Source organism: Altererythrobacter sp. TH136, assembly GCF_007065885.1.
Taxonomy (GTDB): Bacteria; Pseudomonadota; Alphaproteobacteria; order Sphingomonadales; family Sphingomonadaceae; genus Tsuneonella.
Genome location: NZ_CP041409.1, coordinates 1,621,004 through 1,639,447 on the forward strand (window position 1 = coordinate 1,621,004; position 18,444 = coordinate 1,639,447).

At 68.2% G+C, this 18,444-nt stretch carries 15 protein-coding genes; 7 read left to right on the forward strand and 8 right to left on the reverse strand.

Features of this window, described 5'->3' with window-relative positions:
* Window positions 1-21: 21 nt before the first annotated feature.
* Genes C0V74_RS07850 through C0V74_RS07870 form a run of 5 tightly spaced genes read right to left on the reverse strand, consistent with a single transcriptional unit; the run spans window position 22 to window position 4,550 of the window.
* Window positions 22-819 carry an SDR family NAD(P)-dependent oxidoreductase gene (locus C0V74_RS07850; RefSeq protein WP_143251296.1) on the reverse strand — a complete coding sequence of 266 codons (798 nt, stop codon included), beginning with the start codon at window positions 817-819 and terminating at the stop codon, window positions 22-24.
* Window positions 820-829: 10 nt separating this feature from the next.
* Complete coding sequence (locus tag C0V74_RS07855; RefSeq protein ID WP_143251297.1) at window positions 830-1,399, reverse strand: carboxymuconolactone decarboxylase family protein; 570 nt, start codon at window positions 1,397-1,399, stop codon at window positions 830-832.
* 39 nt (window positions 1,400-1,438) lie between these two features.
* A complete protein-coding gene (locus C0V74_RS07860; protein ID WP_143251298.1) occupies window positions 1,439-2,614 on the reverse strand; it encodes an acetyl-CoA C-acyltransferase in 1,176 nt (391 codons plus the stop codon).
* A 49-nt stretch (window positions 2,615-2,663) separates the two neighbouring features.
* Window positions 2,664-3,113, reverse strand: coding sequence for a MaoC family dehydratase (locus C0V74_RS07865; protein ID WP_143251299.1), 450 nt, complete (start codon window positions 3,111-3,113; stop codon window positions 2,664-2,666).
* Window positions 3,114-3,173: 60 nt separating this feature from the next.
* Window positions 3,174-4,550 (reverse strand): putative O-glycosylation ligase, exosortase A system-associated, encoded by a 1,377-nt coding sequence (locus C0V74_RS07870; protein WP_131622966.1) that lies wholly within the window; start codon window positions 4,548-4,550, stop codon window positions 3,174-3,176.
* A gap of 172 nt (window positions 4,551-4,722) precedes the next feature.
* Between C0V74_RS07870 and C0V74_RS07875 the strand changes: the two genes are divergently transcribed.
* From C0V74_RS07875 to C0V74_RS07890, 4 genes are all read left to right on the forward strand, one after another.
* Window positions 4,723-5,970: a TIGR04063 family PEP-CTERM/XrtA system glycosyltransferase gene (locus C0V74_RS07875; RefSeq protein WP_143251300.1), complete on the forward strand. Its 1,248-nt coding sequence runs from the start codon at window positions 4,723-4,725 to the stop codon at window positions 5,968-5,970.
* Between the two features lie 41 nt (window positions 5,971-6,011).
* Entirely contained in the window at window positions 6,012-7,505 is a 1,494-nt protein-coding gene (locus tag C0V74_RS07880) for a hypothetical protein (RefSeq protein WP_143251301.1), read from the forward strand.
* A gap of 188 nt (window positions 7,506-7,693) precedes the next feature.
* The gene (gene gltB, locus C0V74_RS07885; RefSeq protein WP_143251302.1) at window positions 7,694-12,334 is read left to right on the forward strand and encodes a glutamate synthase large subunit; all 4,641 of its coding nucleotides are present in this window, start codon (window positions 7,694-7,696) and stop codon (window positions 12,332-12,334) included.
* On the forward strand, window positions 12,334-13,770 hold the full coding sequence (locus C0V74_RS07890) for a glutamate synthase subunit beta (protein WP_143251303.1): 1,437 nt from the start codon (window positions 12,334-12,336) through the stop codon (window positions 13,768-13,770). Before gltB ends, C0V74_RS07890 begins: the two co-directional genes overlap by 1 nt.
* 49 nt (window positions 13,771-13,819) lie before the next feature.
* Here the strand turns inward: C0V74_RS07890 and C0V74_RS07895 are convergent, their stop codons facing one another.
* From C0V74_RS07895 to ung, 3 genes are all read right to left on the reverse strand, one after another.
* Window positions 13,820-14,701 (reverse strand): hypothetical protein, encoded by an 882-nt coding sequence (locus C0V74_RS07895; RefSeq protein ID WP_143251304.1) that lies wholly within the window; start codon window positions 14,699-14,701, stop codon window positions 13,820-13,822.
* The gene (locus tag C0V74_RS07900; RefSeq protein WP_143251305.1) at window positions 14,701-15,549 is read right to left on the reverse strand and encodes a phosphatase PAP2 family protein; all 849 of its coding nucleotides are present in this window, start codon (window positions 15,547-15,549) and stop codon (window positions 14,701-14,703) included. Before C0V74_RS07900 ends, C0V74_RS07895 begins: the two co-directional genes overlap by 1 nt.
* Before the next feature lie 124 nt (window positions 15,550-15,673).
* Window positions 15,674-16,387: a uracil-DNA glycosylase gene (ung, locus tag C0V74_RS07905; RefSeq protein ID WP_143251306.1), complete on the reverse strand. Its 714-nt coding sequence runs from the start codon at window positions 16,385-16,387 to the stop codon at window positions 15,674-15,676.
* Between the two features lie 81 nt (window positions 16,388-16,468).
* On the opposite strand from ung, the gene C0V74_RS07910 reads away from it, so the two are divergent.
* The 3 genes from C0V74_RS07910 to C0V74_RS07920 are packed head-to-tail and all read left to right on the forward strand — an operon-like array spanning window position 16,469 to window position 18,335.
* Complete coding sequence (locus C0V74_RS07910) at window positions 16,469-17,089, forward strand: ribonuclease D (RefSeq protein ID WP_131622982.1); 621 nt, start codon at window positions 16,469-16,471, stop codon at window positions 17,087-17,089.
* Between the two features lie 23 nt (window positions 17,090-17,112).
* Complete coding sequence (locus C0V74_RS07915) at window positions 17,113-17,778, forward strand: LPS export ABC transporter periplasmic protein LptC (RefSeq protein ID WP_143251307.1); 666 nt, start codon at window positions 17,113-17,115, stop codon at window positions 17,776-17,778.
* Window positions 17,778-18,335, forward strand: coding sequence for an LptA/OstA family protein (locus C0V74_RS07920; RefSeq protein WP_131622985.1), 558 nt, complete (start codon window positions 17,778-17,780; stop codon window positions 18,333-18,335). The genes C0V74_RS07915 and C0V74_RS07920 overlap by 1 nt, the downstream gene beginning before the upstream one ends.
* The last annotated feature ends 109 nt before the right edge of the window (window positions 18,336-18,444 follow it).

The following is an 18,444-nucleotide window of genomic DNA, read 5'->3' on the forward strand; positions in this document are numbered from 1 at the left end:
CCTGCCGGAGGTGGCGCGCAATCAGCCGATGCGCGCGCCCTGCCCGCCGTCGACCGGCAGCAGCACGCCGGTGACGAAGCGGGCCTCGTCGCTGGCGAGGAACAGGACCGCGTTGGCGACATCCCACGCGCTGCCCATTCCACCCTTGAGCGGAACCATCGCATCGCGCGCGGCGCGCTGGGCGGCCAGATCGCGTCCGTCGCGCGCCGCCGTTCCGCCGACTCCCATCGGCGTATCGATCAGGCCGGGCAGAACCGCGTTGCAGCGCACCCCGCGCTTGGCCGAGCCGAGCGCGGTGGCGATGGCCAGCCGGTTGAGCGCGGCCTTGGAGATCTCATAGGCCACCATGTTGGCCCCGGCGACCGAGGCGAGCGAGCTTACCAGCACGATCGACCCGCTGCCCGCCTCGCGCATCGGGCCGAGGACCGCTTTTACCAGCTTGCGCGCGCCGGTGAAATTGACCGCGAACACCGTTTCGAACGCATCGTCGTCATGCGCGTGGGCCGGCCCGTCAGCGCGATGGCCGATCCCGACGTTGTCGACGCAGATGTCGATCCGGCCCCAGCGTTCGAGCGCGGCCGATACGATCGCGTCCGCTTCGGTGACGATATCGGCGGCAAAAGCGAAAGCGGTCCCGCCGGCGTCGGTTATTTCAGCGACCGTCGCTTCGGCCCGCGCATGGTCGCGATCGACGCACAGCAATTCGGCGCCTTCGCGCGCCAGGGTCAGCGCGATCGCCCGGCCGTTACCCATCGTCTCGCCAGGCTGCTGGCCTGCGCCGACGACCACCGCGGTCTTGCCCGCCAGCCGTCCGGTCACGCCCGCTTCCTCACCGCTCGTCGAGTTCGGGGTTGAGTTCGCTTTCGTCTTCCAGCTGCACGCCGAAGCTGTTCAGCATCATCGACACCTGGGTGTACTGGCCCACGGTAAACACCAGGTCCATGCGGCCCTTGTCCCCCAGCGGCTCCAGCGCGGCCCAGGTCGCGCCGGAGATGAAGTGATCCTGCACCAGTTCGTCGCAGGCGGTCACGATCGCGCTGTCGAGATCGTCCCAGCACGCCGCGTGCGGACCCTCCATGGTGCCCGCCACGTCGGCTTCGCTCATGCCCGAGGCGAGCCCGATCCGCTCGTGCTGGGCGAATTCGTAACCCGACCGGCAGTTCCACCCGGTGCGCAGGATCGCGATCTCGCGCCGCCGGGGATCGAGCGCGTTCCGGCGGCTGAGGATGTAGTTCCCCCATTGCAAGAACCGCGTCAGCGCCTCGGGCGCCCGGGCGAAGGTCAGAAAGATATTGAGCGGGCGCGCGCCCTCGCGGGTCACCGGTGCCAGCGCCGCAGCCTGTTCCGGCGTCAGCGTAGCGGGATCGAGCGGAGTGATCCGCGGGGCGCGCAGCCGCACGTTAAACCGGCCTCAAGTAGCGAAGCGGTAGGCCCACCATCAGAGCACTTCGAACAGGCCGGCGGCACCCATGCCGCCGCCGACGCACATGGTGACGACGACGTACTTCTCGCCCCGGCGCTTGCCTTCGCGGATCGCGTGGCCGACGCAGCGCGCGCCGGTCATGCCATAGGGGTGCCCGATCGAGATCGAGCCGCCGTTGACGTTGAGCTTGTCGTCCGGGATGCCGAGCACGTCCTGGCAGTACAGCACCTGCACCGCGAATGCCTCGTTCAGCTCCCACACGCCGATGTCGTCGACCGACAGGCCGAAACGGCCGAGCAGCTTGGGGATCGCGAACACGGGGCCGATGCCCATCTCGTCCGGCTCGGTGCCCGCGACCGCCATGCCGACATAGCGGGCCATCGGGGTGAGGCCGCGCGCCGCGGCGACCCCGGCTTCCATCACGATGACGGCGGCCGAACCGTCCGACAGCTGGCTGGCGTTACCGGCGGTGATGGTGCCGCCTTCGATGACGGTCTTGAGGCCCTGCAGTCCCTCCAGCGTGGTCTCGGGACGGTTACCTTCGTCCTTCTTCAAGGTGATCTCGCGGTCGGAGACTTCGCCGGTCGCCTTGTCCTGCACCTTCATGGTGGTGGTCACTTCGACGATCTCGTCATCGAAGATGCCGGCGGCCTGCGCGGCGGCGGTGCGCTGCTGGCTCTGCAGGCCATAGGCGTCCTGCCGGTCGCGGCCGATGCCATAGCGCGCGGCGACCGTTTCGGCGGTCTGCAGCATCGGCATGTAGATCGACTTGTGCATCGCCATCAGCGACGGATCGGGCTGCACCCGCATGTCCTTGGTCTGGACCAGGCTGATCGAATCCTGTCCGCCGGCGGCGACGATGTCCATCCGGTCGACGATCACCTGCTTGGCGGCAGTCGCGATGCTCATCAGGCCGCTGGAGCACTGGCGATCCATCGTCATGCCCGACACGGTCACCGGGCACCCGGCGCGCAGCGCGACCTGGCGGGCAAGGTTGCCGCCTTGCGTGCCTTGCTGGAGCGCGGCGCCCCACAGCACGTCGTCGATCTCGCCCGGGTCGATCCCGGCTCGCTCGATCGCGGGCTTCAGCGACAAGGCGCCGAGCGTCGGCCCCAGGGTGTTGTTGAACGCGCCCTTGTAGGCACGCCCGATCGGGGTGCGGGCGGTGGAGACGATAACGGCGTCACGCATGGTCAAATCCTGTCGTTTGCATAGTTGGTCCTGCCCTGGGGAAGAGCGATCAGACGAAGAACTGCATGATCCATTCGGTGATCAGGGCGGGCTTGTCCTCGCCTTCGATCTCGATGGTGATCTCGTGAGTCTGCTGCCACTGGCCGGGGCGCTTTTCTTCGAGCTCGATCAGCTTCCAGTGACCGCGGATGCGCTTGCCGCTGCGGACGGGGCTGATGAAGCGGGTTTTGTTGCCGCCATAGTTCACGCCCATTTTCACGCCGTCGACCTTCGGCAGGTCGGAATGGGCGCTGAGGTAGGGGATCATCGACAGCGTCAGGAACCCGTGCGCGATGGTGCCGCCGAATGGGGTCAGCTTGGCCTTTTCCTCGTCGAGGTGGATGAACTGGTGATCGCCCGTCGCCTCGGCGAACAGGTTGATCCGCTCCTGGCTCATCTGGACCCATTCGCTGGTGCCGACGTTCTGGCCGACCTGGGCCTGTACTTCCTGCGGGGTCATGCGCCTCTCCCTTGAGTTTGAAACCGCGGTATGGAGCGGCTTCATGGCGCAAGGAAACGCCTAGTGCAACGGCGCGGCCTCTGCCGTTACGGCACGCGAAGCGGTCGCCCGGCGCGATCGCCTGTGGCCCGGCGAATCGGCCAGCCGGCACCAGCTCCACAGCGCGCACTGCACGCCAAGCAGGGTCAGAATGAACGGCTGGTACGCGATCCCCTGGAACAGCGATCCCACTAGGTAGATGACTTGCGCGAACTGCAGCGCTCCCGCCAGCGGCGCCTGCCATTGCTCGGCCGCGCCATCGCGCTTGCGCCAGCGCCGGCGGATACGCTCCATCTGCCACAGGCCCAGCAAGTGGATCCACAGCCACAGGCCCAGCCCCGGCCAGCCCTGTTCGCCCAGCATCTCGAACAGCGCCGAATGATATGCGCGCGCGTTATCGGTGTGATCGATATACTCGACCGCGCTGGAATTGCCGTCGCCGGTGCGCTGCGGCAGCTTATAGGTGAACGAATTGCCGCGATAGGCATCGAAGCCCCCGCCCATCGGATGGCTGTTGGCGTAATCGATGGTCCACTGCCACACCGCCACGCGGGTGGAGGCAGAAGTGTCCTCCTCATGCGTCTCCAGCGTGGACATGCGTTCGAAGTAGCTTTGCGGCAGGAATGGCAGCGCCATCAGTCCCAGCAGCACCGCCCCGCCCACGTAAAGGAAGCGCCGTTTCACATCGCGCAGCATCAGCACGCCCAGAACGCCAAGGCACAGCAGACCCGTGCGCGCCTCGGTCCCCACCGGGATCAGCACGCAGGAAAAGATCAGCGCGTAGCCGAACAGCTTCACCCGCCAGTCGCGCGGGAACACCGTGCCGTGCTTCATCGCCCACAGAATCAGCGGGATGAGCGCGATCGCCACCGTCGCGAGGGTGGAGCTTTCGTACATCCCGGTGTTGTTCTGCACGAACAGGTACAGCTGCCCGTAGCCGCCGCCGCCCGTCGCCGTCTTGATCCCGCCGTTGATCACGATCGCGCCGGCGGTCAGCACCATAGTCAGCACCACCGCCTCGAACCGCAGGCGGGTGGTCAGGGTCAGCGGCACGAAGATCGCGAACACCAGCGCCTTCCACACCCATTCCCACTTGTGCGCCGCCTCCACCGGGAAATCGGCGTTGGCGGTGGTGATCGCGCACCACACCAGCAGCACCAGCATCAGCCCCTGCCGGAACGAGAACCGCGCGCCGCGCTTGGAATCGACCAGCAGCCAGCCGCCGAACGCGGCGCAGAATGCGATGAGCGACACCGGCAGCGCGGACACGAACCGCCAGCCGATGTCCTGCGGCGCCAGCGTGTCGATGTAGATATAGGTCAGCACCCACAGGAACGGCCGGCGCAGGCCAAGCGCCAGGAACGCAGCGATGAAGCCCAGCAGGGCTAGGTCGGTCATGGCTGTCCGCCCGGCGGGTCACGGTCGAGATCGTCGCGGCTCATCAGCCGCAGCGCCATCAGCAGCAGCAGCCCATGGGCGAGCGCGAGGGAGAACAGGTCGATCATCGCTGGCCCGCGCTAGCACCACGCGGTTGACGCGCCGTTAAGTGTATCGTGCGAAACCCAGGGCCATGACCCGCGTGTTGCATGTCCTCGACCATTCGCTGCCGCTCCACAGCGGCTATACCTTCCGCACCCGCGCGATCATGACCGCGCAGGCGGCCAGCGGGCTGGAGGTGCGGGGGATCACCGGCGTGCGGCACGATTCGCCTGAGAACTGTGGCGGGGGCCCGGTGGCGGAAGTCGCCGACGGGTTGCTGTTCCATCGCACCCCTGGCGCTGTCTCAGGCGCGCCGGGTATCCGCGAATGGCGTGAGATCGCCCGGCTCGCGGCGGAAATCGAGAAACTCGCCGCGGAATGGCGTCCCGATGTGCTGCACGCCCACTCGCCTGCGCTGTGCGGCCATGCCGCGATCCGCGCCGGCCGCGCGCTCGGCATTCCGGTGGTGTACGAAATCCGCGCCTTCTGGGAGGACGCCGCGGTCGGCAACGGCACGGGGCGCGAAGGTTCGGTGAAGTACCGCCTGACCCGCGCGCTGGAGGACCGCGCGGTGAGCGAGGCGGACGCGGTGTTCACCATCTGCCACGGCCTGCGCGACGATCTGGTCGCCCGTGGACACCGCGCCGGCAAGATCGGCCTATCACCCAACGGCGTCGATTTCGCCCTGTTCGGCAATCCGCCTCCGCGCGACGATGCGCTGGCGGACCAGCTCGGCCTCAGCGCCGCGGACTCCGGTGGTCCGGTGATCGGCTTCATCGGCAGCTTCTACGATTACGAGGGGCTGGACGATCTCATCGCCGCCATGCCGTTTCTGCGCGCGCGTCACCCGCAAGCGGCGCTGATGCTGGTCGGCGGCGGTCCAATGGAAGCGGACCTCCGCCGGCAAGCCGCGGGAACCCCCGGCATCCATTTCACCGGCCGCGTGCCGCATGACGAGGTGGAGCGATACTATTCGCTTATCGACGTGCTGGCCTATCCGCGCAAGGCGAGCCGGCTGACCGAGCTGGTCACCCCGCTGAAGCCGCTGGAAGCGATGGCGCAGGGCCGCGTCGTCGCCGCGAGCGATGTCGGCGGGCACCGCGAACTGATCGCTGACGGCGTGACGGGGATGCTGTTCGCTCCCAATGATCCGATGGCGTGCGGCGAATCGCTCGCCGATCTGGTCGATGCCCGCGCCGAATGGGCCGCGATGCGCGAGCGGGCGCAGGCGCATGTCGCGTCCCGCCACGACTGGGCGAGCAACATTCGTCGTTATCAGGACGTTTACCACCACCTGTTAGGCCGGGCCCCTAACCGGGAGCTGTCCGCCGCCGCCTGAACGCTGCGGGCATCCGGCTCTCACCGAAACGGGGTTTTACTGTGAGCGACACGCCCAAGCGCAAGCCGGCCACCCAGCCGCCGGTCAGCGCGCACCCGGCCTTCCCGGTCATCGTCGGACTGTGGTTTGCTGCCCTGTTCGGCATCGGCAGCATGGTCCTGCCGATCGACCTGTTCGAACGGTTTGCCGTCTCCAGCGGCCTGGCGGGCGTCTATGCCAGCGCGCAGCCGCCACTGGGCGCGACCGCGCCGATCGTCGTTGCGCTAAGCGCAGCGATCGCGGGCGCGCTTGCGGGCCTGTTCGTCGCGCGCCGCATCGCCGCCGCTCATGCCCCGCACACGGCCACCCGCCGCGCCGCGGCGCTGCGCGCCGAACCGGAACCGGGCGAAATGTCCGCCAAGCGCCCGATCTCGGCCCACGAGGAACTGGGCGAAGGCGGCCTGGACGAGGAACTCGAGACGCCGCGCGACGCGCCCCGTCCGCGCCGCCGCTCGCTGGCGGTCGCAGAGGAAAGCGCGCGCAGCGATTTCCTGTCGTTCGCGCCCTTGCCGGGACAGGATCCCCACGCATCACCCGAACCGCTTGACCTGATCGCCTTCGACGAGCCGCCGGCCGAGCCCGAATCGGAGGGCCCTGAGGTGGCAAAAACGGGACCATTCGGGACGGCGACGTTGAGCGCTCCTCCCCCGGCGGCCGGACATCTGTTCCAACCGCTGGCGCCGGAAACGGCGGCAGAACCGGACGACGAGCGCCCCGCATTCCTTAGCCGGGAACGGACCGAAGAGCGTCGGGCCGAGCCCGCGCCTACCGCCGCTTCGGTTAACGCCGTTCCGGCCCATGCCGTCCCGGTCGGGGACCGCCCCCTCGCCGAACTCGGCGTGGTCGAACTGGTCGAACGATTCGCCCAGGCACTGGAGCGTCACAAGGCTGTCGTCGCCGCGGACGCACCGGCGCCTGTGCTACTGCCGGCGCAAGGAGAGGCGGACACTGTCCCGGTCTCTGACCGCGATACCGCCAACCTGCCGCACCAGCCGTTTGCGATTCCGGCGGCGCTGCAGCCATTCGGCTTCGACGAGCAGGACGAGGAGGACGACCTTCCCGATCTCGACCTTACCGCAGCCCTGTCACGCGGACGCGGCGATGCCTTCGCGGCGATTGCCGAAGCGCACGACGAAAGCGACGAAATGGACGAAATCGAGGACGCCGCCGACGCCGGCTACACCTCGCTGCTGGCGATGAAGAGCCCGTTCGGCCTCCCGCGAGAGCCGGTCCGGATCGAAGACGAAGCGGCGGCGGACGACGACGGCATAGAACCGGTGGTGATGTTCCCGGGGCAGACCGTGCACGAACTGACGCCGGCGCCCCTGACAGCTGCGGGCCGCCCGTTCGATGCGCCGCTGCAGCGCGCCCAGGCGGCGGTCGGCCGGGTGTCGTTCGGACAGCCGGGCGGTCCCGCCACGCGCGACCCCGGCGAGACCGAGCGCGCCCTGCGCGAGGCGCTGGAAAAGCTTCAGCGACTGAGCGGCGCCGCCTGACGCTGCACCCGTTGGCGAAAGCCTCGCTTTAGCCGGCTCAATCCACCGGGCGGTTGCGAAACAGCATCCGTTTCTTCAATGCCGGGTTTCGCGATAGTTTTGCTGCGTCCGGTAGCAGGGTGAATCGCGCTTCGTTGCCGAAGCGTTCGAACAGACGCGTCGGCCGCACACGGGATTGCGAACGAGCGATGCATTTGCCGCCGCGCCAGGGGTTGTACGATCCGCGCAACGAGCACGATGCGTGCGGCGTCGGGCTGCTGGCGCACATCAAGGGCGTCAAGAGCCACGCGATCGTCTGTTCCGCGCTCGAAATCCTTGCCAATCTCGACCACCGCGGCGCGGTCGGCGCGGACCCGCTGCTGGGCGACGGGGCGGGCATCCTGATTCAAATTCCCGATCCGTTGTTCCGCAAGTGGGCCGGCGACAACGGCCTCCACCTGCCGCCCCCCGGCGAATACGCGATCGCGCAGTGCATGATGCCGCAGGGTGAAGCCGCGCGGGCGCACGTCACCGAACAACTGGAAAAGTTCATTGCCAAGGAAGGCCAGCTGCTGGTCGGCTGGCGCGACGTGCCGACCACGCTCGACGGGCTCGGCAAGACGGTGATCGAGCGGATGCCGGTGATGCGCCAGTGCGTGATCGCGCGCGGTCCGAGCTGCGCCGACCAGGACGCGTTCGAGCGCAAGCTGATCGTCATCCGCAAGCAGGCGCAGAACCCGTTGCGCAAGCAGGAGGAAAAGCTCGGCATCCCGGGGCTGACCGAGCTTTACATCCCCAGCTTCTCCAGCCGCACGATCGTCTACAAGGGGCTGCTGCTGGCGACGCAGGTCGGCAGCTTCTACAACGACCTGCGCGACCCCGATTGCGTTTCGGCGCTCGGCCTCGTGCACCAGCGCTTCTCGACCAACACCTTCCCCAGCTGGCGCCTCGCCCACCCGTTCCGCTTCGTGGCGCACAACGGCGAGATCAACACCGTGCGCGGCAACGTGAACTGGATGAACGCCCGCCGGCGGACGATGGAATCGCCGCTGATCGGCGCCGATCTCGACAAGATGTGGCCGATCATCCCGCATGGCCAATCGGACACCGCCAGCCTCGACAACGCGCTCGAACTGCTGCTGCTGGGCGGCTATCCGCTCGCCCACGCGATGATGATGCTGATCCCGGAGGCGTGGGCCAAGGATCCGCAGATGGATGCCGGCCGCCGCGCATTCTACGAATATCACGCCGCGCTGATGGAACCTTGGGACGGGCCGGCGGCGGTGTGCTTCACCGACGGTCGCCAGATCGGCGCCACGCTCGACCGCAATGGCCTGCGCCCGTCGCGTTATTGCGTGACCAAGGACGACCTCATCTGCCTTGCCAGCGAGAGCGGCGTCTTGCCGTTCGCTGAAGAGGACATCGTCCGCAAATGGCGGCTGCAGCCGGGCAAGATGCTGCTGGTCGACCTGGACCAGGGCCGCATTATCGAGGATGCCGAGCTCAAGGCCGAACTCGCCGCCGCGCAGCCCTACGCCAAGTGGCTCGACGCCGCGCAGTACAAGCTGGAAGACCTCGACCATATCGAGCCGGAGCTGTCCGCGGTGCCCGAACCCGCGACCGACCTGCTGGAGCGCCAGCAGGCGTTCGGCTACACGCAGGAAGACATCGCCAAGTTCCTCGAGCCGATGGCGCAAGCCGGGGACGATCCGATCGGATCGATGGGCACCGACACCCCGATCGCGGTGCTGAGCGCGCGCCCGCGCCTGCTGTTCGATTACTTCAAGCAGAACTTCGCGCAGGTCACCAACCCGCCGATCGACCCGATCCGCGAAGAACTGGTGATGAGCCTGACCAGCATGGTCGGCCCGCGCCCCAACCTGCTTGGCAGAGACGCCGGCACGCACAAGCGGCTGGAGGTGGGCCAGCCGATCCTGACCAACATCGACCTCGCTAAGATCCGATCGGTCGAGGCCGCGCTCGATGGCGCGTTCCGGTGCGAGACGATTGACATCTGCTGGGATGCCGCGACCGGGCCGGAAGGGCTGGAACTCGCGCTCAAGGAAATGTGCTGGGCCGCCACCGAAGCGGTACTGCAGGATCACAACATCCTGGTGCTGAGCGACCGCGCGCAGAGCGAAGACCGCATCCCCATCCCGGCCCTGCTCGCGACGGCGGCGGTGCATCATCACCTTGTCCGCCAGGGTTTGCGGATGCAGACCGGGCTGGTGGTCGAAACCGGCGAAGCGCGCGAGGTGCACCACTTCTGCGTGCTGGCGGGTTATGGCGCCGAGGCGATCAACCCTTACGTCGCGCTCGAGACGCTGGAAGACATCCGCGCCACCCGCCTGCCGCACCTGCAGCCCGCCGAGGTCGCCAAGAACTACGTCAAGGCGATCGGCAAGGGCATCCTCAAGGTCATGTCCAAGATGGGCATCTCGACTTACCAATCTTATTGCGGGGCGCAGATCTTCGACGCGGTTGGACTCAGCAGCGCCTTCGTCGACAAGTACTTCACCGGCACCGCGACCACCATCGAAGGCGTCGGCCTAACCGAAGTGGCCGAGGAAGCGGTGCGCCGCCACGGCCTCGCCTATGGCAAGAGCCCGATCCACGAGCACATGCTGGACGTCGGCGGGATCTACCAGTTCCGCCTGCGGGGCGAGGAGCACGCGTGGACCCCGTCCACTGTTGCTGACCTGCAGCACGCGGTGCGCGGCAACAGCCAGGACCGCTATCGCGAATTCGCGCGCGCGATCAACGAACAGTCGGAACGACTGCTGACGATCCGCGGGCTGATGGAGCTGAAGCCGGTCGGGCCCCCGATTTCGCTGGACCAGGTCGAGCCGGCGACCGAGATCGTCAAGCGCTTCGCCACCGGGGCGATGAGCTTCGGCTCGATCTCCAGGGAAGCGCACACCACACTGGCGGTGGCGATGAACCGCATCGGCGGCCGCTCCAACACCGGCGAAGGCGGCGAGGAGGCCGACCGCTTCCGCCCGCTCGCCAATGGCGACACGATGCGTTCGAAGATCAAGCAGGTCGCGTCCGGCCGGTTCGGCGTGACCGCCGAATACCTGGTCAATTCGGACGATATCCAGATCAAGATGGCGCAGGGCGCCAAGCCCGGCGAGGGCGGCCAGCTGCCGGGGCACAAGGTCGACAAGGTGATCGGCGCGGTGCGTCACGCCACCCCTGGCGTCGGCCTGATCTCGCCCCCGCCGCACCACGACATCTACTCGATCGAGGATCTCGCGCAGCTGATCCACGACCTGAAAAACGTGAACCAGGCGGCGCGCATTTCGGTCAAGTTGGTGAGCGAGGTCGGCGTCGGCACCGTCGCGGCGGGCGTCGCCAAGTGCAAGGCGGACCATGTCACCATTTCAGGCTACGACGGCGGGACCGGCGCCTCGCCGCTCACCTCGCTGACGCATGCCGGCAGCCCGTGGGAGATCGGCCTTGCCGAAACCCAGCAGACGCTGATCCTGAATGACCTGCGTCCCCGGATCGCGGTGCAGGTCGACGGGGGCTTGCGCACCGGGCGTGACGTCGCGATCGGCGCGCTGCTGGGGGCGGACGAATTCGGCTTCGCCACCGCGCCGCTCATCGCGGCGGGCTGCATCATGATGAGGAAGTGCCACCTCAACACCTGCCCAGTCGGGGTCGCCACGCAGGACCCGGTGCTGCGCAAGCGCTTTACCGGCACGCCAGAGCACGTGATCAACTACTTCTTCTTCGTCGCCGAAGAACTGCGCGAGCTCATGGCGGAACTGGGCTTCCGGACAATCCAGGAAATGGTCGGCCGGGTCGACCTGATCGACATGACCCGCGCCGCCCGCCACTGGAAGGCGCAAGGCATCGATCTGTCGCGCCTGCTGCACCAGGTCACGCCGGCGCAGGGCGCCACGCTGTACCAGTCGTGCGAGCAGGACCATGGCATTGGCAACGTGCTCGACAGGCAACTGATCGACCTGTGCGCGCCAGCGCTTCAAAATCGGGAGGCGGTCCGGCTGGAGCTCCCGATCCGCAACGCCAACCGGGCGACCGGGGCGATGCTGTCGGGCGAGGTCGCGAGGGTCTACGGCCACGCGGGCCTGCCGCCGGAAACCATCCGGATCGAATTCACCGGCACCGCCGGGCAAAGCTTCGGCGCGTGGCTCGCGCACGGAATCACCTTGCGGCTGACCGGCGACGCCAACGATTATGTCGGCAAGGGTTTGTCGGGTGGCCGCATCGTGGTGCGCCAGCCGGACGGCACCGGGCGCGATCCGGGGCAGAACATCATCGTCGGCAACACCGTGCTCTACGGCGCGATCGCGGGCGAGGCGTACTTCAACGGAGTCGCCGGCGAACGCTTCGCGGTGCGCAATTCGGGCGCGGTGGCGGTGGCGGAAGGCTGCGGCGATCATGGCTGCGAATACATGACCGGCGGCGCGGTCGTGGTGCTGGGGCCAACCGGGCGCAACTTCGCGGCCGGCATGAGCGGCGGTGTAGCCTATGTCTACGACGAGGCCGGCACCTTCGCGCAAGGGTGCAACATCGCGCAGGTCGAGCTGTCGCCGATTTCGGCCCAGCGTGACGAGGACGACGGCACCGGCCGCCCGCTGCAACGCGCGCGCAGCGTCGACGATGCGGGACTGGGCGACATGCTGCGTCACGATGCGGAGCGGCTGCGCGTGTTGCTGGAGCGGCACCAGCTCCACACCGGCAGCGCCAGGGCGGCGGCGATCCTGGATGACTGGGAAGCCGCCCTGCCCCGGTTCGTGAAAGTCATGCCGACGGACTACGCGCGCGCGCTGCGCCAGCTCGAGGCCGAACGCGAAGACGCGGCGATGGAGGCGGCGGAGTAATGGGCAAGATCACCGGCTTCCTCGAACACGACCGCCAGGACCGCGGCTATGCGGATCCCAGGGAACGCGTGCGCCACTACAAGGAGTTCATCGTCCCGCACCCGGAGCCGGCGCTGAAGCTGCAGGCGGCGCGGTGCATGGATTGCGGGATCCCGTTCTGCCATTCGGGCTGTCCGGTGAACAACCTGATCCCCGACTGGAACCACCTGGTGTACGAGGGCGACTGGAAGGACGCGCTCGATAACCTTCATTCCACCAACAACTTCCCCGAATTCACCGGCCGCGTGTGCCCCGCCCCATGCGAGGCCGCATGCACGCTGAACATTATCGACGCGCCGGTGACTATCAAGAGCATCGAATGCGCCATCGCCGACCGTGGCTGGCGTGAAGGATGGATCGTGCCCGAACCGCCGGCGGCCAAGACCGGCAAGCGGGTGGCCATCGTCGGTAGCGGTCCGGCGGGGCTCGCCTGCGCGCAGCAGCTGGCCCGCGCCGGGCATTCGGTGACGGTGTTCGAAAAGAGCGACCGGGTCGGCGGGCTGCTCCGCTACGGCATCCCCGACTTCAAGATGGAGAAGCATCTCGTCAACCGGCGCGCGGTGCAGATGGAGGCGGAAGGGGTCACCTTCCGCACCTCGACCGAGGTCGGCGTCGACATCTCGTTCGCTTCGCTGAAGGAGAATTTCGACGCGGTGGTGCTGGCCGGCGGCGCGGAAGAACCGCGCCAGCTCGCCATTCCCGGCGCGGAGCTATCCGGCGTGCGGCTGGCGATGGAGTTCCTGACCCAGCAGAACAAGCGCAACGCCGGCGACGACGAAGTGCGCGCCGCGCCGCGCGGCAGCCTCGTCGCCACAGGCAAGCGGGTGGTGGTGATCGGCGGCGGCGACACCGGATCGGATTGCGTCGGCACGTCCAACCGCCAAGGTGCGGCGAGCGTTGTCCAGCTCGAGATCATGCCCCGTCCGCCGGAGAAGGAAGACAAGGCGCTCACCTGGCCGCACTGGCCGCTTAAACTGCGCACCTCGACCAGCCACGAGGAAGGGGCGGAACGCGACTTCGCGGTCTTGACCAAGCGGGTGATTGGCGAAGGCGGCGAGGTCACCGGCCTCGAATGCGTGCGCGTGGAATGGCGCGGCGGACAGATGGAAGAAATCGCCGGCAGCGAATTCGTCATTCCCGCTGACCTGATCCTGCTGGCGATGGGCTTCACCGGCCCGCGTGGCGGCGGGCTGCTCGAACAGGTCGGAGCCGAGCGGGACAGCCGCGGCAACGTCGCGGCCGATACCGACAGCTACGCCACCAGCGAGGCGGGGGTGTTCGCCTGCGGCGACATGCGACGGGGCCAGAGCCTGATCGTGTGGGCGATCCGCGAAGGCCGCCAGGCCGCCCGCGCGGTGGACGAGGCGCTGATGGGGTTCACCGAACTGCCGCGGTAAGTAGCGGCGGGACAGTCATCTGCCGCCGCGGCGCCCCTGCCGCAGGCTGCTACTTGCGGCTGCCGTCCGCGTTCAACTCCTTGTCGATGGCGCGGCGGATGCGACTGCGCTGGGAGCTGGAATAGCTGTAGGGCGGGACGGAATACGCGCTTTTCAGAAAGGCGAAGTCCCACTGCGTCAGCGAGAGCGGGGTGACGTCGCCGATCCGGCTATCCATGACCCGCAGAATGGTCGGCGCGTTGCTGCGCGACAGGCGGTGAGGGTAGATGGTGGTGAAGGCGCGCATCGCGGCATAGTCGGCAATCTGCGTGGTGGTGAGGCCGATCAGCCCCTTCTGTTCGATCAGGATCATCGAGCCCATCGCCACCGGGCGGTACAAGGCGAGCACGCGCGGTGACGCGCCGTCAAAGTCGACATAGGTGACACCACTTTCGCTGGGCTCCAGCGTGTTGCCCCGGCGATCGAGCCTTTCCCTGACGTGCCAGGCGGTGGCGGGGCCGTCTTCCTTGACGATCTCCACCGGCCGGCCGTCGTAGTCCCGGAACAGCACCGGATGCTTGCTCTTGAGCAGTTGAAGCATCTCGTCCTTGTCGGGGACGACGACCATGCGGAGGTTAGGCTGGCAGGCCTTGTCCCCCACCTCGATGCCGGCAGCGGCCGCGACCGCGCGAATCCGCGCGACGATCGCGGTGTTCTGAGCCGGGGAAAGACCGCGGACCCCCGGACAGACCTTTTCGAAGCGGGTCATCGGGCTATCCCACTCCTCGGTGGAAAGCGCGCGGACAAACTCCTGGATTTCCTCGCGCTGCTTCTTCGGCTGGTTCTGTTCGCCGACGACCACGATCTGATCCTGCTCCCGCGAGGGTTCGCGATCCTGGGACACGGCCGGCGCGCCCATGAGCGCGAGAGCGAGAACATGGATCGGCTTCATCACGAGCCCGGCGCCTCATTCCGCCCGCCGGTCAGCGCCGCGGCTTCGGCCGCGCAGGCCTGTGCGCCAGGCGCGGCCGCGCTGATCAGGTTCCGCGCTTCGGCCTGTGCCTTGACCAGGTCCTCTCGGAACGCCGGGTCCGACTGCAGCCGGGCAAATGTTGCCGCTGCAAAGTCACGGCCGGCAGCGACATCGCTGTCCCAGTGGACGTTGCACACCCGGCGGCTCTCCCCGAACTCTATCCCGCGGCGCGTGAGCGCCGCCGCCCTGTCGGGGAACACCGAGGCGAGGAGCAGGCCCGCGCCATAGCCGATCGCGCTGTGGCCGGACGGGTACGACCCGTTGTTGCGCAGTGCCCCCTCGTCGTTCGCCACGCAGGTCGGCCGGTTGTTGACGGTGAAGGGGCGCGGGCGGTTGTAGAGCGCCTTCACCCCGCTGGTGGAGGTGCCGAAGTCGGCGGTGGCCCGGCGCAGCAGGTGCATGATCGCCGGGGTCGCACGGTCGGAGATCGCCACGCCTGCCGCGCACGAGAATGCACCCGGCACCGCCCCCGGACCCAGATCGGCATCGGCTGCGGCGAGCCTGAATCGCGCCGAACCCTGCAGCGCCAGCCCGGCCGCGCTCAGCGCCTCGTCACGTTGGAGCGCCTGGCTCCCGGCCGCGGGCGGCGCCCCGACCAGCGTATCGCCGGCCGGCAGCGGTCCGGGCAGGTACGCCGGCCCCATGTCGAACGCGGCGCGTTGTGCGCCAGCAGCGGTTGCGGGCGCTTGCGCGCTATCCGGCGCGGCAACGGCGGCGGTGCAACCGGCGATCAGCAAGGCGAGCGAGGCGGCAGCGAGGCGGTTCATTGGGGCAGCAACTCCGAAGCAGGACCGGAACCCGGCTATCTTCCATTCCGCCGGTGACAAAGCGAATTCCTGCAAGCGGGCGTTGGTCGTCTCCCGGCGCCCCGGCCCCGGACGGTTGCACCAGCTAGGCGGGGTCGGTCGCGTCCGGGGGTGCGACGCGCCAGTCGATGGTCCCGCGGCCGTGCGCGGCAAGAAACGCGTTGGTCTGGCTGAACGGCCTCGATCCGAAGAAACCGCGATAGGCGGACAGCGGGCTAGGGTGCGGACTGCGGATCACCAGGTGCCGGGTATCGCCCTGCAGCGCCGCGATGCGCGCGGCCTTGGCCTGGGCATGGGCGCCCCACAGGATGAACACCGACGGCTCGGCCCGCGCCGCCACCGCCGCCACGCAGGCATCGGTCAGCGCGTCCCACCCCCGGCCCGCGTGACTGCCTGCCTGGCCGTCCTCCACCGTCAGGCTGGCGTTGAGCAGCAGCACGCCCTGCCGCGCCCAGCCCGACAGGTCGCCATTCGCGGGCCGCACGATGCCCAGATCGCTCTCCAGTTCCTTGTAGATGTTGACCAAGCTCGGCGGCAGCGCCGCGCCGGGGGGCACCGCGAACGACAGCCCCGTCGCCTGGCCGGGCCCGTGATACGGGTCCTGCCCCAGGATGACCACGCGGACCGATTCGAGCGGAGTGAGTTCCAGCGCCCGCAGCCGGCTACCGCGCGGGGGGTAGATGGTCTTGCCCGCGGCCTCCTCGGCGCGCAGCAACGCGGCCAGCTGGCGCGCTGCGGGCGCGGTCATGGCCGGCTCCAGCACGCCGCGCCAGCTGTCGGGGATCGTTTCACCACCCATGCGCCGCTCGCTAGGCCGCCGCGCCCCGCCCCGCCAGCGCCCCTTTCCCTCTATCCCCGATGAGCCTAAGGCCAGCGGCGCATGACCGTTCATTTCCACGAAGAAGACCTGCCCGCCGGGCTCCCGTTCGCCGATGGCCCGATCGCCGTCGATACCGAGACGATGGGCCTGATCACGCACCGCGACCGGCTGTGCGTGGTGCAATTGAGCGATGGGCATGGCGACGAGCACCTGGTGCGTTTCAATCCCGGCAGCCGCTACGATGCGCCCAACCTCAAGGCGCTGCTCGGCGATCCGAACCGGTTGAAGCTGTATCACTATGGCAGGTTCGATCTGGCGGCGATCTATCATTATCTGGGGTTCATGGCCGCGCCGGTGTTCTGCACCAAGATCGCCAGCAAGCTGGTGCGCACCTACACCGATCGTCACGGCTTGAAGAACCTGGTGTCCGAACTGCTCGCCGCCGACCTGTCGAAGGCGCAGCAGCTGTCGGACTGGGGCGGGCCGGACCTCAACGAAGCGCAGCGCGAATATGCCGCGTCCGACGTCCGCTTCCTGCACCGCTTGCGCGAGGTCTTGAGCGTGCGGCTGGAACGCGAAGGGCGGATGGACATCGCGCAGGCGTGCTTCGATTTCCTGCCGACCCGCGCCCTGCTCGACCTGGCCGGGTGGCCCGACCGCGACATATTCAGCCACGATTGATGTACGCGCGCTAGAGCTGCCCGATGGCCACCCCGCAACGCATCGAAACCCAGCAGGCCAAGGCGCTCCGCGGCACCCGCCGCCGCTTCGCCGCGCCCGGGGGATCGCATGATCGGCTGGTGTCGTTGCTGGCCAAGATCCTGCCGATGGGCATCGGGGTCATCGCGGCGCTGATGATCGTGACCCCGCTGTCGCCGCGCGGTGAGATCAGCTTCCTGCTCGACCGGACGAAAGTCGCGATCATCGGCGAACGCCTGCGGGTCGACAATGCGATGTATCGCGGGTCGGACACCCAGGGGCGTCCGTTCTCGCTCACCGCGGGAGAGGCGGTCCAGAAATCGAGCGTCGAAGGGATCGTCAGGCTGCAGGACATCGTCGCGCGCATCCTGTTGCGCGACGGGCCGGCCAGCGTCACCGCTTCCGCCGGCCAGTACGATATCAGCGAGGAGATCGTCACCGCGCCGGCCGGGGTCGAAGTGACCGCTGCGGATGGATACCGGATGACCGCCCGCGGCGTGCGGATCGATCTGCCGGAAAAGGCGCTGGTCGGCAGCGGCGGGGTATCGGGAGCGATCCCGGCAGGCACGTTTTCGGCCAACAGCCTTCGCGCCGATCTCGACGCGCGCACCGTGACGCTCGATGGTAACGCACGGCTGAACATGGTCCCGGGCAAGCTGAGGATGCCGTAATGAACACTCACGCAAAGACCGCCGCCCGCTGGGGCATGGGCGCATTCACCCTTACGTTATGCGCGCTGGCGGGCATTCAGGCAGGCGCGCAGGCGATCGCCGGGCACAACTCCAACGCACCGGTGAACTACGCGGCCGACCGGATCGAGCTGCAGGACCGGCAGAACCGCGTGGTGCTGTCGGGCAACGTGGACATCACCCAGGCCGGGCTGCGGCTGAAGGCGGCGCGCACACAGGTGAACTACACCGATGCCGGCAGCCTGAAGATCCAGCGAATCCTGGCGACCGGCGGCGTCACCGTCACCCGCGGCGACGAGCGCGCATCGGGGCAGGTCGCGGTGTACGATTTCAATCGCCGGGTCATCACGCTGGCCGGTAACGTGCGCCTCAACCGGGGCAGCGATACTCTTAACGGCGGGCGCCTGGTGATCGACCTCAAGAGCGGCGTGTCCAGCGTGGATGGCAGCGCGAACGGTTCGTCGTCGGTCACGGGCGCGGTGACGAACAGCGGCAGCGGGCGGGTCAGCGGCAGCTTCAGCGTACCGCAGAGCAACTAGCGCGCTTGCCGGCTGGCTTGGCTGGCTTGGCTGGCTAGAACGCCTGGCGGTGCACCAGCACTCATAGCAGATAGCCGCAAGCGACTCCGTTCCAGCGAACGCGCGAGCG